Below are 14,619 nucleotides of genomic sequence, written 5' to 3'. Positions count from 1 at the left end.
GCAACGGGTTTTGCAGACCTTCCCTTGGTGGGCCATGCTGCGGCAGTTCTTCGCCCAGCAACGCAAACCACTGCTGCTGGGCCTATTGCTGGCCTGGTGTACCACGCTGATGGGCTGCATGCTGCTGGGACTGTCGGGCTGGTTCATCACCTCCACCGCCATTGCCGGACTGAGCACCGCCACGGCCCTGATGTTCGATGTCTTCACGCCATCGGCCAGCATCCGCCTGCTGGCCCTGGGGCGCACCGCCTCGCGCTACGCCGAACGGCTGGTGACGCACGATGCCACGCTTGCCGTGCTGGTGGCCCTGCGCGAAAAACTGTTCCACGGCTGGGCACGCCCCGAAGCCGCCGGTTCCCTGCAACTGCGTCCGGCACGGCTGCTGTTTCGCCTCACCCGCGATCTGGACACCCTCGAAAACCTCTACCTGCGCCTGCTCGTGCCTGCCGTGGCCGCGCTGGGCACAGCCGTTGCGCTGGCCATTTTCACCGGGTTTCTGCACCCGCTGCTGGGCATTGGCAGCCTGCTGTGGCTCGCGGGCATGGGGCTGGGCATTGCTTGGTGGATGGGCCGCCAGTCCATCCTGCCCTCGGCCCGCCATGCGCAGGCACTGGAGAGACTGCGCAGCCGCACCATCGATCTGGTGGCCGGACAGACCGATTTGCTGATGGCGCAGCAGTGGCAGGCACAACGCCAGCGTGTGTTGCAGGCCGATGCGCGCGTCAGTACCATCGACCAGACCCTCAACCGCATCGAAGTGCGCGGCATCTGGGCATTCAGTCTGGCGCAAAGCGTGGGGCTGGCCGCCGCCCTGCTGGCCGGAGGCTGGCTGGTGCAGACAGGCCAAGCAGGCGCGCCCGTGGCCGCACTGCTGGTGCTGCTGGCCCTGGCGGCCTCGGAGCCATTTGCCGGATTGCGCCGGGGTATGCTGGAGCTGGGAAAAACCTGGCTGGCCGCACGCCGCCTGGCCGAACCGCTGGGCCATGCAGGCGGCCAGCCCGCCACCGAAGCCGTGGCCTTGCCACCACCACCAGCCGAACTGGCCGTGCAGGCGCGGCAGTTGCAATACTGCTACTGGCCACAATCCACGCCCTTGCCACCCGCGCTGCACCCGCTGAACCTGGAGATTCGCCGTGGCGAACACCTGGCCATCGTTGGCCCCAGTGGCTGTGGCAAATCCACGCTGCTGGCCTTGCTCGCCGGTGAATTGCCAAGCCACCACGGCATGCTGGCAGCCCTGCCCGCCGCATGGCTGACCCAGCGCACCGAACTGTTTCAGGACAGCGTGCGCGGCAACCTCAACCTCGCCCAACTCACGCTGGACGACGCAGCCCTGTGGCAGGCACTGGAAGCGGCCGGACTGGCCCAGGACATCCACCAGAGCCGCGACGGGCTGGACACCTGGCTGGGCGAAGGCGGGCTGGGGCTGTCGGGCGGGCAATCGCGCCGTCTGGCACTGGCACGGCTGTTCCTCTCGCCCCAGCCATTGTGGCTGCTGGACGAACCCACGGAAGGGCTGGACACCGCCACGGCCACGGAAGTACTCGCCCGGCTGCACCAGCAGGCCACCGCCAGTGGCCGCACGCTGGTGATCGCCACCCACCTGCAACGCGAAGCCGCACTGGCGCAGCGCGTGCTGCACCTGCGGCACGGAAGGCTGACGGAATCCGCCGCACGGGGCCAGCCCGACTTCGAGCGACTTACCAGACTATTGCGCTCAGGGTAACCCCCGAAATGATGGCGACAGGTATAGATTGATACCTGTTGATTTTTGCTGATGTACCGCAAAGAATCTTTTGTAAATATTTGTCTCAAATCACCACTTGACCCTAAAGGAGGCTCCTGCCATGGAACTCGATATCGTCGGAATATCCCGACTGCAATTCGCCGCGACGGCGATGTACCACTTCATCTTCGTGCCACTGACGCTGGGACTGTCCATCCTGGTGGCCATCATGGAGACTGTGTATGTGATGACCAAGCGTCCCATCTGGCGACAGATGACCAAGTTCTGGGGCACGCTGTTCGGCATCAACTTTGCCGTGGGTGTGGCCACCGGCATCGTGATGGAATTCCAGTTCGGCATGAACTGGAGTTACTACAGCCACTATGTGGGCGACATCTTCGGCGCGCCACTGGCCTTTGAAGGGCTGATGGCCTTCTTCATGGAAGCCACGCTGGTGGGCCTGTTCTTCTTCGGCTGGGAACGCCTCTCCAAGATCAAGCACCTGCTGGTGACCTGGTTCATGGCGATTGGCACGAACTTCTCGGCACTGTGGATTCTGATTGCCAACGGCTGGATGCAGAACCCGATCGGCTCGGCCTTCAACCCGCAGACCATGCGCATGGAAGTCACCAGCTTCTACGATGTGCTGTTCAACCCGGTGGCGCAGGCCAAGTTCGTGCACACCGTCTCGGCGGGCTACACGGTGGCCGCCGTCTTCGTGCTGGGAGTCTCGGCCTGGTATCTGCTCAAGGGACGGCACACCGATCTGGCCAAGCGTTCCATGACCGTAGCGGCCTCCTTCGGGCTGGCTGCCTCGCTCTCCACCGTGGTACTGGGCGACGAAAGCGGCTATCTCTCCGGCGAACACCAGAGCATGAAACTGGCCGCCATCGAAGCCATGTGGGAAACCGAACCGGCTCCCGCCGCCTTCACCGCCATTGGCTTTCCCGACCAGGAAGCGCGCGAAACCCACTACGCCGTCCATATCCCATGGGCCATGGGCCTGATCGGCACGCGCTCGCTCACCACCGTGATTCCGGGCATCCACGATCTGGTGGAGCAGGCTGAAGGTCGCATCCGCAACGGCCTGCTGGCCTATGACGCGCTGGAAGCCATTCGCGCCCACGGCTACCACAGCCCGCTGCCCGAAGACCTTAAGGCCCGCTTCGAGGAACACGGCCGCGATCTGGGCCACGCCCTGCTGCTCAAACGCTATGTGGACGACCCCCGTCAGGCCACACCAGAGATGATCGAAAAAGCCGCCTGGGATACCGTGCCGCAAGTCGCGCCGCTGTTCTGGGCTTTCCGCCTCATGGTGGGACTGGGCTTCTTCTTCATTCTGCTGACCGCTGTGTTCTTCTGGCTCTCGGCCAGGCACCGCCTCGATGCCCACCCCTGGTTGCTGCGCGTGGCCGTCTTCAGCATTCCGCTGCCGTGGATTGCCGCCGAATGCGGCTGGTTCGTGGCCGAATTCGGTCGCCAGCCCTGGGCCATCGATGGCGTGCTGCCAGTGGCCGTGGCCGTCTCCAACCTCAGTGCCAGCACGGTGCTGACCACGCTGCTGCTGTTCATTGCCATCTACTCGGTGCTGCTGGTGGTGGAGATGAAGCTGATGGTCAAGGCCATTCGCAAAGGCCCGCAACTGGACGCACAGGACATCGAGGAAATGAAAACCTCGCTGCATGCCCTGCCCTCCCAAAACCCCGCCACGGCATCCTGAAGTCAGGCACGTTCTGGCATTACGGAGAAAAACACCATGATTCTTCACGAACTTCTCAACTACGACGTACTGCGCGTCATCTGGTGGCTGCTGCTGGGCATCCTGCTGGTGGGCTTTGCCGTCACCGACGGCTTTGACCTGGGCGTGGGCACGCTGGGCCCCTTCGTCGCCCGCACCGATGTGGAACGCCGCGTGGTGCTCAACACCACCGGCCCCATCTGGGAAGGCAACCAGGTCTGGCTCATTCTGGGCGGCGGTGCCATTTTCGCCGCCTGGCCCCAGCTCTATGCCGTCTCGTTCTCGGGCTTCTACCTGGCCATGTTCGCCATCCTGTTCGCGCTGATCCTGCGTCCCGTAGGCTTCAAGTACCGCAGCAAGATCGACAACCCCACCTGGCGCAGCACCTGGGATTGGTGCCTGTTCATCGGCGGCTTCGTGCCCTCGCTGATCTTCGGCGTGGCCATCGGCAACGTCTTGCAGGGCGTGCCCTTCCGGCTCGAACCCGACATGCAAATCTACTACGACGGCACCTTCTTCGGCCTGCTCAATCCCTTTGCCGTGCTGTGCGGGCTGGTGTCGGTCTCCATGCTGGTGGCCCACGGAGCCGCCTGGCTGCAACTGAAAACCACCGGTGCCGTACAGGCCCGCAGCCGCAGTGCAGGCACCGTGGCGGCACTGCTCACCCCAGCCCTGTACATCCTGGCGGGCATCCTGATGTGGCTGTTCGTCGATGGCTACCGCATCACCAGTGAAGTCGTCACCACCGGCCCTTCCAACCCGCTGATGAAAACCGCCACCGGTGGAGTGGAACAGCTCTGGTTCGCCAACTACCAGGCAGCCCCGGTGCTGTGGCTGGTGCCCACCGTGGGCGTGCTGGCATCGCTGGTCGCCGCCTGGGGATTCACCCAACGGCGTGAGTTGCTGACGCTGCTGTCCAATGGCGTGGGCATTGCCGGCATCATTCTGAGCGTAGGCGTTTCCATGTTCCCGTTCATCCTGCCGTCCTCGGTGCAGCCCAATGCCAGCCTGACCGTCTGGGATTCCTCGTCCAGCCACCTGATCCTGTTCATCATGCTGGTGGGTTCCCTCATCTTCATCCCCATCATCCTGGCCTACACCAGCTGGGTGTATTCGGTGATGCGCGGCAAGGTACGCCCCGAGGAAATCGAGGCCGAACGCGGCCACGCCTATTGATCGGCAACCATCCTATTGGAACGTATAGAACATGTTCACGCCCTGCCACCTTGCCCTGGGTGGCAGGCAAACCCCACACCCAACCCAACACCCCGAAAGGAATTCAGACATGTGGTACTTCGCCTGGTTACTCGGCCTGCCCGTCGCAGCCTTTTTCGCCGTCCTCAACGCCATGTGGTTTGAAATGACGGAAGACGATCTCAAACGCAGACAGCAGAAACAAATCTCATAAACCGATACGCTACAAACCATCCTTCACCGCAAACGAATGCCCCTGTTGAGAGGGGCATTCGTTTTTCTGGCAAACACCGTCCATACCGGGTTCGGAACCAGGGCGATCGCGCTATGGTGACATAGTATTTCTCCTACACAATTTGCTTGATGGTGAAACTCACTCACGGCGTCATGCCGGGCTTGACCCGGCATCCAGAAGCATTGCGCGACCCAGGCTACCGGGACTTTCAAGGCAGACGTTGCCACTGGATGCCGGGTCAAGCCCGGCATGACGGGGTAAGTGGGGTTTGTGTTTGGCAAAAATGGGTGCGTACCGGATGCTTTTGACATAGCGCGATCGCCCTGGGTTCGGAACCAATTGCCCTGCACACCCTCCAATGCAGTGCTAACATAACCAGACATACTGAAAACACCTGTTCATCCGCACTGTGCCTGCCAAAGGAACCAAGCCCATGACCATTGCCACACGCTCTGCCCCCACCACACTGCCTGCCCACGCAGCGTCGTGGTCGGTTCTGCCCGCGCTGGGCAATCTCGATGCCTACATCTCTGCCGTCAATCGCATGCCCATGCTCACCCCGGAGGAAGAGCAGAGTTATGCCCGAAGACTGCGTGAACACAACGATGTTGAAGCAGCCGGTCGGCTGGTAATGTCTCACCTGCGCGTCGTCGTGGCCGTCTCGCGCCAGTACCTCGGCTATGGCCTGCCCCAGGGCGACCTGATCCAGGAAGGCAATATCGGCCTGATGAAGGCCGTGCGCCGCTTCGACCCCGATCAGGGCGTGCGCCTTGTCAGCTACGCACTGCACTGGATCAAGGCCGAAATCCACGAATACATCCTCAAGAACTGGCGCATGGTCAAAGTGGCCACCACCAAGGCACAGCGCAAGCTCTTCTTCAATCTGCGCTCGCTGAAAAACGAACTCAAGGCCGACTCTGCCCTGCTGGACGGAGACACCCACCGCAGCACCCTGACCGACGACGAGATCGACCAGGTGGCGCGCCAGCTCAATGTCAAGCGCGAAGAAGTCATGGAAATGGAGACGCGGCTGGCCGGTGGCGACGTACTGCTGGACCCATCCCCCAACGACGATGACGACAAGGCACACCTCGCCCCCATCGCCTATCTGGCCGACAGCAGCCAGGAACCCACCGCCATCATCGAGGCCCGGGAGCGCGACACCCTTGCCAGCAACGGCATCCAGAACGCACTGGCTGCGCTGGATGAACGCAGCCGCCGTGTCGTGCAGGAACGTTGGCTCAATGTGAACGACGATGGCAGCGGCGGCATGACCCTGCACGAGCTGGCTGCCGAGTACGGCGTGAGTGCCGAACGCATTCGCCAGATCGAAGCCGCCGCCATGAAGAAAATGAAAAAAACCATGATGGCTGAAATGGCCACCGCCTGAATCATCCAGAACATCTCTGGACAAATCCCTATTCCACCCCAGCCTTTCGCCCATTCCGTACAGGAATCGGGCGATTTTTTATGCTCCTGCCCGACTCACTGCAATTGACCGTAATACAGCACCAAAGCCAGCAGCACCAGACCCAACAAAACAGCCAAGGCAATCTTCACGACACTGTAAGGCCGCTCTCCCGCCAATTGCCCCGTATAGCCATTCGCAATGATCTGGTAGGTTGTGCGGCCATAGGTATAGTGCACCAGCCACACCGGAACCAACACATGCTTGAAGGTTCGCCCTTGGTATCGGGCATCCACTTGTAGATTGCGATGGGTATCCCCCGGAACCTGCTGGGCGCACATCTGGTGCAGCTGTTCGCTCATCTGCTTCTGCCCCAACTGCGCCGCACGCCGCAAATCGACCTGGTAACGCTCCACCGTCCAGCCACGCACATACTCTGGCGCATACGGCTTCAGACTGGTCTGGGTCGGGAACGGCTCCACCTGCCGCAACAGCTTCGGATGCACGCCCTTGGTTCCGGGCACCAGCGTATCGTCAAAGAAATGGGACAGAGAGCCTGAAGCCGGAGTCCAGCGCACATGCCGCACCTGCCGGGACTTCGTCTGTCCATTGCTGTCCCGGTACGTCTCGGTGGTGTAGTAATAATGCCCGGCATCGGCAGACCACTGCGCATGGGCGTGGGCATCGAACGTCCAATATGGCAGATACACGCCATGAATCGTATCCGTCAGGGCAGCCGTCTTGAGTCGATTGGGTGCAAACCAGCGTGACCCATACCATTGGCGGATGCGATCACGCACCTGCCCATCACTGACATTGAATGGCAAGATACTCTGCGGCGTGATGGCATCCTGCATTTCCTCGTGAGCCACAATCGCCGGGGAACCACAGAAGTCACACCGCTGCGCCACACGGCCATCCACGAACACCGAGATGGCATGGCAATTCTGGCACTTCACCTCCTTGCGCTGCCCTCCCCAATGGCGTGACACAGCAGGATCGCGCAGGGCCTGCTCCAGATCGTGCTCGATGATGGCCGCATCCCCGCCCATTCCCCCGGCCCCATCCGAAGGCTTCCAATCGGCAATCGTTCCACAGTAAGGACACACCAATGCCTGTTTGGCAGCACTCCACTCCAGATTGCCACCGCATTCAGGACAGGGATGCTTTCCAATGGCTGTCGTCTGGGACGACGGGGAAGATTGCGTCGAATTCATGGGCAGATTCTGCCACTGGACAAAGAAAATGCCCGTCAAAAGACGGGCATTACTCTGATACTGGACGGAAAACCATCCAGCAAACAGCCGCAGGACTTACTCTGTCACTTGCGCGCGCACGGTCACAACCACACGGCGGTCAGGCTGCAAGCAGCTAATCAGTGCAGGCGTTTGACGCTCGCTGGTACCGCATTGGCTGACTGGCTCTTTCTCGCCACGGCCAGATGCTGTAATCAGGCTACTGCTGAGACCACGGTCCACCAGATAGTCAGCCACTGTGCGAGCACGACGCTCCGACAGCAATTGGTTGGCAGAATCGGAACCGATGCGATCGGTGTGACCGATCACCTCGATACTGTGAATGTCCTTGACTTCGCTCAACAGCGATTGGGCCAAGGCATCCAGCTTGCTGCGACCTTCAGGGAACAGGTCGTTGCGGCCATGGCGCGCAAACGGGAACAAGGCATCGGCATCCAATGTGATGTCACGGATCACGATGGGAGGAGGTGGGGGGGGAGGAGGAACAGGAACCGGCTCAGCCTTGGGAGGCGGATTGAGCAAGTCCTTGCACTCTTGCCGATCCCAGTAAGTAGCCAGCACTACGCTCTTGTCGGTTGCAACGGCTTCGGAGTGGGAAACAGGCTGGGGATACTGTTCAGGCACACCATAGTGAACCTGGTACTGGCAAGTGATGTATTCACGGGCATTGCCTGTGTACAGGTTGAACACATAGTTCCACTCGCTCTTGGGAACCAGGCCTTCATTGAAGTGGGGGTTACCCAACAGCAGGCGAACCTGATCGCGGTTCAGACCTGTGCTGATTTGTTTCAGTGCCGATGGTTCGACAAAGTGACCGGTCTTCAGGTAAGTACGGCTCAACTCAGGGAAAGAGACACTCTGCTCGCCAGTAGCGGCAGTAGGCTGCGTGGCGCAGGCACTCAAAATAGCGGCACTCAAGGCCACGGCGGTCAAGGAAAAACGTTTCATTTGATTCTTTCGCATAAGGTTTGTGTCCGCACTGGCAGAACCATCGGTTTTGCCAGTACATCTTCAAAAAACGTCAGGAGGTCTGCTGATTAGCAGTGCCAGCCAGCACCGATTGCCACACCACCATTGCCTTGGGTGTCCGCAGTACCATTGAGCTTGATCACCGTCTTGCCGTTGTCGGACATACGGGACAGACCAATCGCAATGGCAGACTCACCACGGTAGCTGGAAGCACCGGCAGCAATCAGGTTCTTGCCAGGGTTGGTGGACTGCGGCAGGGCTGCGGTAGCCAACGCACCGGCAATACCGGCACGAGAATTGTCATCCACATTGTCAATCTTGTTATTGACACCCTTCAACTGGCTCACATTGACTGCATCGGTATCTGCTACACCTGCGGCCACATTGGTGATCTGACGTTCATTGCCCGCAGAGCCCACCGACACACTGTTTTCACGGTCAGCCACGGAGCCATTACCCAATGCCACGCTGTTGCCAGCGGTAGCCTGGGAGTCATTGCCCACAGCCAGACTGTTGTTGCCGCTGGCCACCGAGTTGGCACCACCTGCCACAGAGTTTGTGCCTGTTGCCTTGGGCTTGGCTGCATTCTTGACGTCATTGCTGACCTGGAACATGCCTGGCTCTACATTGGTGATCGCATTGTTCAGCTGCTCAAGGTTCACTGCGTGGTGGTTTTCGGTACCAGCAGCCACATTGGTGATCTGAGTGCCACCCACATCCACGCCATTGTCGTTGATGGTAACCTTGTCGCCTGCCTTCAACTCATTCGTGACGACAGAATTGGTGGTCACAGAGTTGAAGTTCACATCATCCTTGGTGGCGATGGTGGTCACGACGTTGCCGTTGGCATCCAACGAACTCTTGATGTCCACGTTCTTGCCAGCCTCAATGGCCACCTTGCCACCGTTCTTGACGGCAAAGTCCTTGGAGGCACCCGTAGGATCATTGGCATCCACTGTGGTCAGAGTCCAACCACTGTCGTCGATACGCTCGTTGATACCCTTGGCCACAGAGTAGAGCTGGCTGCCATTGATGGCATCGGTGCTGTCCTCAGTCAGGGCACCTGCAGCCACATTGACGATCTGGCGAGTCTGGTTATCGTTGCCCACGCTCACAGCACCAGCGACCTTGTCACCACCAGCGAAGCCTTCATACTTGAACTCCGAACCATCGGCCAGCTTGATGACACCATCGCTCACCTGCTCGCCAGCCTTGGAAGTAGCACCTTGGCCCAGAGCCACAGAGCCTTCATGAGTCGCAGCAGCATCATTGCCCAGTGCCAGGCTGTTCTGGCCCGATGCCTGTGCACCTGCGCCACCGGCAGCAGCGTTCACACCATTGGCCACAGTAGGCTGGTCGTCCTTGCGATCCGCACCAACCTGGAACATACCTTTCTGACCTTCGATGATGCTGGTGACATCGCCTTCCACATTGGTCACGCGATTATCGAGATTCTGCACATCACCTTCAACTTTGGTGACGCGGTTATCAATGTTCTCGACCTTTTGATTGGTCTCGAACAACTGGGAGCCGTTCACAGCATCCTTGCTGCCTGCACCAATCGTGCCATCGGCCACATTGACAATCTTCTTGTCGCCGGCATCAATACCACCCTTGGTGATGCTGGGTCCATTGTTGATGGTCAGGCCATTGTCATTCAGCACGGTGTCGCCAGTGGTCACGCTGGTCAGATTCTGGTTCTGATTGACTTCCAGCTTCAGGCCGCCATTTTCCACAGCCACAGTCAGGTTGTCGTCCGCACTGGAGAAGTCCACATTCGAGCCAGGAGCCACATTTTCAGCGGAGGCAGCATCGCCGTTGGCCTGGATGTTCCAGCCCTTCTGCGCGATGGTTTCCACATCCTTCAACTGACCCAGATTGACAGCGTCGGTATTTTCGGTACCGGCAGCCACATTGGTGATCTGACGCTCTGCACCATCTGCACCCACAGAAACAGTGTTGTCACGATCGGCCACAGAACCATTGCCCAGGGCAACGCTGTTGTCGGCTGCGGCATCTGCATCGTTGCCCACGGCCAGGCTGTTGTCGCCACCTGCCTTGGCACCTGCGCCACCGGCAGCAGAATTGGCACCGGTCACTTCAGGCTTGTCATCCTTGCGGTCAGCACTGACCTGGAACATGCCATCCTGACCTTCGGCAATATTGGTCACACGGTTATCGACATTGGTGACGCGGTTATCGACATTTTCGATATTGTCATTGGTAGCATTGAGCTGCGAACCATTGATGGCGTCAGTGCTGGTATCGCTGATCTCGCCATCGGCCACATTCACAACCTTGTTGTCGCCGGCACTGATGCCACCGCCACTCACGCTGACATCGGGCTTGCTTGGATCATCATTCTTGATGACCAAGCCAGATTTGGAAACAGTCGTAATCAGATCACCCAGAGGGTCGCCATCGGCAGTGAAGCCTACGGTATTGAAAGTGACATCGTCCTTGATGGCTGTAACGATCTGTACCTGTTGCTCACCGCCGGGCAGTGTCACAACTTGAGAAGCCTGGGTGATATTCCGATTGTCTACAGCAGCAGGCAATGTCTGTGCCACCACGGAGCCAGCGCCCAGCAAACTGGTCGCCAACAAGGCAGCAGCAGCGGTTCGGCTGGATTTGCGGCCACCGGTATGGCTGCGGGTCATTTCAGAAACTGCAACCCAGGTCTGCTGCGCCTGGCTCCAGATGATGCGATAAACTTTGTTCATATATGTCCACCCGTTTGTAAGAAATACCAATACAACAGCGCGCAAGCAAACCGAACACCGACATCCGCCACTCGCTGCATGTGCAGTAATTCTATTGCAATAAATCCAGACGACACCATTGCTTCTGACAACTGGCAACAATTCTTCTGTACTGTTCTGCAGGGGGCTTGCAACCCCATTGGAACAGCCACCACCAATATCACACAAGCCATTGATTAAAAATAATTTTTGCTTCTTGATGGAAAGTCAAGAATCTCTCAATGCTTCCCACTCTATGTTCTTATGTGGCCTAAACACAACATTTCGGTGGCTCCATACACGCCTTTCCGGCGGCCTTTACCTTGATGTAAACTCAATAAATCATCACCGAAAAAGTCCCACGGAATTTCTGTGTTAATCCTCCATCATCTGGTGGAAGGAAAGCCCAGCACACACACAACACATATGAAAAAGGGCAGCCCCAGCAAGGCTGCCCTTTCTCGCCACAACCCCGTGTATCGGGGAATCGCTTAAGCCAAGGCTGCGTTCTTGGCGCGTTTGCGTTCGTGCTCTTTCAGGTAACGCTTGCGCAAGCGGATGGACGTGGGGGTGATTTCCACCAGTTCGTCGTCATCGATGAATTCCACCGCATATTCCAGTGTCAGGTCAATCGGGGGGGTGATCTTGATGGCATCTTCCTTGCCGCTGACGCGGAAGTTGGTGAGCTGCTTGGTGCGGGTGGCATTGACAACCAGATCGTTGTCGCGGCTGTGGATACCAACGAGCATGCCTTCATAAACCGGATCACCCGCCTTGACGAACATGCGTCCCCGGTCGTCCAGCTTGCCCAGCGCGTAGGTGAAGATTTCGCCATCGTCCATGCTGATGAGCACGCCGTTCTTGCGGCCACCGATTTCGCCCTTGTGTGGCTCGTAGCCATCAAAGATATTGGAAATCAGGCCCGTGCCGCGCGTCAGGTTCAGGAATTCATTGGTGAAGCCAATGAGTCCGCGTGCGGGAATGCGGTATTCCAGCCGGACACGGCCACGACCGTCGGACTCCATGTTCACCAGCTCGCCCTTGCGCTCACCCAGTGCCTGCATCACACCACCCTGGTGGCCTTCCTCGATGTCTGCCGTGACCAGTTCGATGGGTTCGCAGGTTTCGCCGTCGATTTCGCGGAACACCACGCGTGGCTTGGAAACAGCCAGCTCGTAGCCTTCGCGGCGCATTTCTTCCAGCAGGATGGTCAGGTGCAGTTCGCCACGTCCGGCGACTTCAAAAATACCGTCTTCGTCGGTTTCCTTGACGCGCAGTGCCACGTTGCTGCGCAGTTCCTTTTGCAGGCGATCCCAAATCTGGCGGCTGGTGACGAACTTGCCCTCGCGTCCGGCCAGTGGCGAAGTATTCACGCAGAAGTTCATGGTCAGTGTCGGCTCATCGATCTTGAGCATGGGCAGCGGCAGCGGATTGCTCGGGTCGGTAACGGTTTCGCCAATGCTGATGTTTTCGATGCCGTTGATGAGCACGATGTCGCTGGGGCCAGCTTCTTCCACCTGCACGCGCTCCAGTCCCTGGAAGGTCAGCACCTGGTTGATGCGACCCTTGTAGGATTTTCCATCCGGGCCAGCCATCACCAACACATCGGTGGAAGGCTTGAGGGTGCCTGATGTGATGCGGCCCACGCCAATACGGCCCACAAAGGTCGAATAATCGAGTGCGGAGACTTGCAGTTGCAGCGGGGCAGAAGCATCGCCTTGCACGGAAGGCACATGGCTGAGAACGGTGTCGAACAGCGGGGCCATGTCGGTTCCCCATTGTTCGCCGGGCACGCCTTCTTCCAGCGACGACCAGCCATTGATACCAGAGGCATAGACAACGGGGAAGTCCAGTTGCTCGTCGGTGGCTCCCAGCTTGTCGAACAGGTCAAAGGCTGCGTTGATGACGTAGTCAGGGCGCGCGCCGGGCTTGTCCACCTTGTTCACGACGACGATGGGCTTGAGGCCCAGTGCCAGGGCTTTCTTGGTGACGAAGCGCGTTTGGGGCATGGGGCCTTCCTGCGCGTCGATCAACAACACCACGCCATCGACCATCGAGAGCGCGCGTTCCACTTCACCACCAAAGTCCGCGTGGCCGGGGGTGTCGAGGATGTTGATGTGGGTGCCCTTCCAGCTCACGGCACAGTTCTTCGCCAGGATGGTGATGCCGCGCTCGCGTTCGATGGCATGGTTGTCCATGACGGTATCGACGACTTTTTCATGCTCGGCGAAGGTGCCGGACTGGCGCAGAAGCTGGTCCACCATGGTGGTCTTGCCGTGGTCCACGTGGGCGATGATGGCAATGTTGCGGATTTGTTTGGTCATGTGATTGAAAACGCTGGAGGGGTTTCAAGATGGGGAAATCGGATTGTCGGAGAGAGGTACCAAAGCAGGCAACGCGGCAGACTGAAGCAGAATCTGCTGAATTTCCACCGGGCTGAGCAGGCGTTCCGGGATCAATTCGCCACTGCGCACCTGTGCCACGCCCAGCAAGGCATGGGGCTGGCTGCCGAAGACAGCAACTGCATCGGCATTGGGCCAATCGCCGCGCCTGCGCATGCCGCTGAGGAATTTTCCGGACTCTTCGGGTGAAAGCACAAGGGATCGATGATGGGGCAACAAGGTTTCAACCGGATGAAGTGCCGCCAGCCGGGCATTGTCCTCCAGGGCTTCCAGTTGCTCCAGCGTGATGGCCTGGCCAAGCTGCAAACCGCCGGTTTCCACGCGGCGCAACAGCACCAGATGCCCGCCACAGCCCAGGGCCTCACCAATGTCTTCGCCCAGAGTGCGGATGTAGGTTCCCTTGCTGCACTGCACCCGCAGATGCAGGAAGGGGGCATCGCCATCCAGTTGCATGTCCAGCAGTTCGAGGTCGCGGATGCAGACCTGGCGCGGCTCGCGCACCACGGTGTGGCCTTCACGGGCGTATTCATACAGTGCCTTGCCGTCTTTCTTGAGGGCACTGTGCATGGGAGGAATCTGCTGGATGACTCCGGTGAAGTTGTCCAGCACCTGCACCACCTGCCCTGGTGTGCAGCACACGGGCCGCTCGCGCAGCACGTCGCCTTCGGCATCGGCGGTGCTGGTCTGTACACCCAGACGCACGATGGTCTCATAGGTTTTGTCGGCTTCCAGTTGCAACTGGCTGAATTTGGTGGCCGCACCAAAGCACAGCGGCAGGATGCCGCTGGCAAGGGGGTCGAGGGTTCCGGTGTGTCCGGCCTTTTCGGCGCGCAGCAGCCATTTGGCTTTCTGCAAGGCCTGGTTGCTGGAAAGGCCCAGCGGTTTGTCGAGCAGCAACACCCCATGCACGGGGCGACGCTGCACCCTGGCACGGGTTGGTGCAGTCATGG

General features: G+C 59.4%; 10 protein-coding genes. 5 read left to right on the top strand and 5 right to left on the bottom strand.

All coding sequences use genetic code 11. From position 1 onward, the window contains the following. Positions 1-34 precede the first annotated feature (34 nt). The 5 genes from BUE21_RS07585 to rpoH all read left to right on the top strand — a co-directional run bounded on the left by BUE21_RS07585 (position 35) and on the right by rpoH (position 6,283). Positions 35-1,726 carry an amino acid ABC transporter ATP-binding/permease protein gene (locus tag BUE21_RS07585; RefSeq protein WP_073356108.1) on the top strand — a complete coding sequence of 564 codons (1,692 nt, stop codon included), beginning with the start codon at positions 35-37 and terminating at the stop codon, positions 1,724-1,726. Between the two features lie 121 nt (positions 1,727-1,847). Further along, positions 1,848-3,446, top strand: a complete 1,599-nt coding sequence (locus tag BUE21_RS07580) for a cytochrome ubiquinol oxidase subunit I (RefSeq protein WP_073356087.1) — start codon at positions 1,848-1,850, stop codon at positions 3,444-3,446. Positions 3,447-3,482: 36 nt separating this feature from the next. Beyond that, positions 3,483-4,640: a cytochrome d ubiquinol oxidase subunit II gene (gene cydB / locus BUE21_RS07575; RefSeq protein ID WP_073356086.1), complete on the top strand. Its 1,158-nt coding sequence runs from the start codon at positions 3,483-3,485 to the stop codon at positions 4,638-4,640. Positions 4,641-4,749: 109 nt separating this feature from the next. Beyond that, positions 4,750-4,872: a cytochrome bd-I oxidase subunit CydX gene (gene cydX, locus BUE21_RS07570; protein ID WP_073356085.1), complete on the top strand. Its 123-nt coding sequence runs from the start codon at positions 4,750-4,752 to the stop codon at positions 4,870-4,872. 454 nt (positions 4,873-5,326) lie between these two features. Continuing rightward, the gene (gene rpoH, locus BUE21_RS07565) at positions 5,327-6,283 is read left to right on the top strand and encodes an RNA polymerase sigma factor RpoH (protein WP_073356084.1); all 957 of its coding nucleotides are present in this window, start codon (positions 5,327-5,329) and stop codon (positions 6,281-6,283) included. A gap of 95 nt (positions 6,284-6,378) precedes the next feature. On the opposite strand, the gene BUE21_RS07560 is transcribed toward rpoH, so the two are convergent. The 5 genes from BUE21_RS07560 to truB form a co-directional block, all read right to left on the bottom strand. After that, the gene (locus tag BUE21_RS07560; RefSeq protein ID WP_073356107.1) at positions 6,379-7,518 is read right to left on the bottom strand and encodes a zinc ribbon domain-containing protein; all 1,140 of its coding nucleotides are present in this window, start codon (positions 7,516-7,518) and stop codon (positions 6,379-6,381) included. 96 nt (positions 7,519-7,614) lie between these two features. After that, positions 7,615-8,505, bottom strand: a complete 891-nt coding sequence (locus tag BUE21_RS07555; RefSeq protein ID WP_159435825.1) for an OmpA family protein — start codon at positions 8,503-8,505, stop codon at positions 7,615-7,617. 89 nt (positions 8,506-8,594) lie between these two features. After that, complete coding sequence (locus BUE21_RS07550) at positions 8,595-11,456, bottom strand: ESPR-type extended signal peptide-containing protein (RefSeq protein ID WP_143164455.1); 2,862 nt, start codon at positions 11,454-11,456, stop codon at positions 8,595-8,597. A gap of 302 nt (positions 11,457-11,758) precedes the next feature. Beyond that, on the bottom strand, positions 11,759-13,591 hold the full coding sequence (gene typA, locus BUE21_RS07545; RefSeq protein ID WP_073356082.1) for a translational GTPase TypA: 1,833 nt from the start codon (positions 13,589-13,591) through the stop codon (positions 11,759-11,761). Positions 13,592-13,615: 24 nt separating this feature from the next. Further along, positions 13,616-14,617 (bottom strand): tRNA pseudouridine(55) synthase TruB, encoded by a 1,002-nt coding sequence (gene truB, locus BUE21_RS07540; protein ID WP_073356081.1) that lies wholly within the window; start codon positions 14,615-14,617, stop codon positions 13,616-13,618. Between the last annotated feature and the right edge of the window lie 2 nt (positions 14,618-14,619).

This window comes from Lampropedia hyalina DSM 16112 (genome assembly GCF_900129055.1).
Lineage (GTDB): Bacteria > Pseudomonadota > Gammaproteobacteria > Burkholderiales > Burkholderiaceae_C > Lampropedia > Lampropedia hyalina.
The sequence above is the reverse complement of the archived record's forward strand: the minus strand, read 5'-3'. Positions and strand labels throughout refer to the sequence as shown.

Bases quoted from the DNA above. Each gene is read 5' to 3' on its own strand.
- typA (WP_073356082.1), bottom strand. From the start codon at position 13,591: ATGACCAAACAAATCCGCAACATTGCCATCATCGCCCACGTGGACCAC.
- BUE21_RS07560 (WP_073356107.1), bottom strand. From the start codon at position 7,518: ATGAATTCGACGCAATCTTCCCCGTCGTCCCAGACGACAGCCATTGGA.
- BUE21_RS07555 (WP_159435825.1), bottom strand. From the start codon at position 8,505: ATGAAACGTTTTTCCTTGACCGCCGTGGCCTTGAGTGCCGCTATTTTG.
- rpoH (WP_073356084.1), top strand. From the start codon at position 5,327: ATGACCATTGCCACACGCTCTGCCCCCACCACACTGCCTGCCCACGCA.
- cydX (WP_073356085.1), top strand. From the start codon at position 4,750: ATGTGGTACTTCGCCTGGTTACTCGGCCTGCCCGTCGCAGCCTTTTTC.
- cydB (WP_073356086.1), top strand. From the start codon at position 3,483: ATGATTCTTCACGAACTTCTCAACTACGACGTACTGCGCGTCATCTGG.
- BUE21_RS07580 (WP_073356087.1), top strand. From the start codon at position 1,848: ATGGAACTCGATATCGTCGGAATATCCCGACTGCAATTCGCCGCGACG.
- BUE21_RS07585 (WP_073356108.1), top strand. From the start codon at position 35: ATGCTGCGGCAGTTCTTCGCCCAGCAACGCAAACCACTGCTGCTGGGC.
- truB (WP_073356081.1), bottom strand. From the start codon at position 14,617: ATGACTGCACCAACCCGTGCCAGGGTGCAGCGTCGCCCCGTGCATGGG.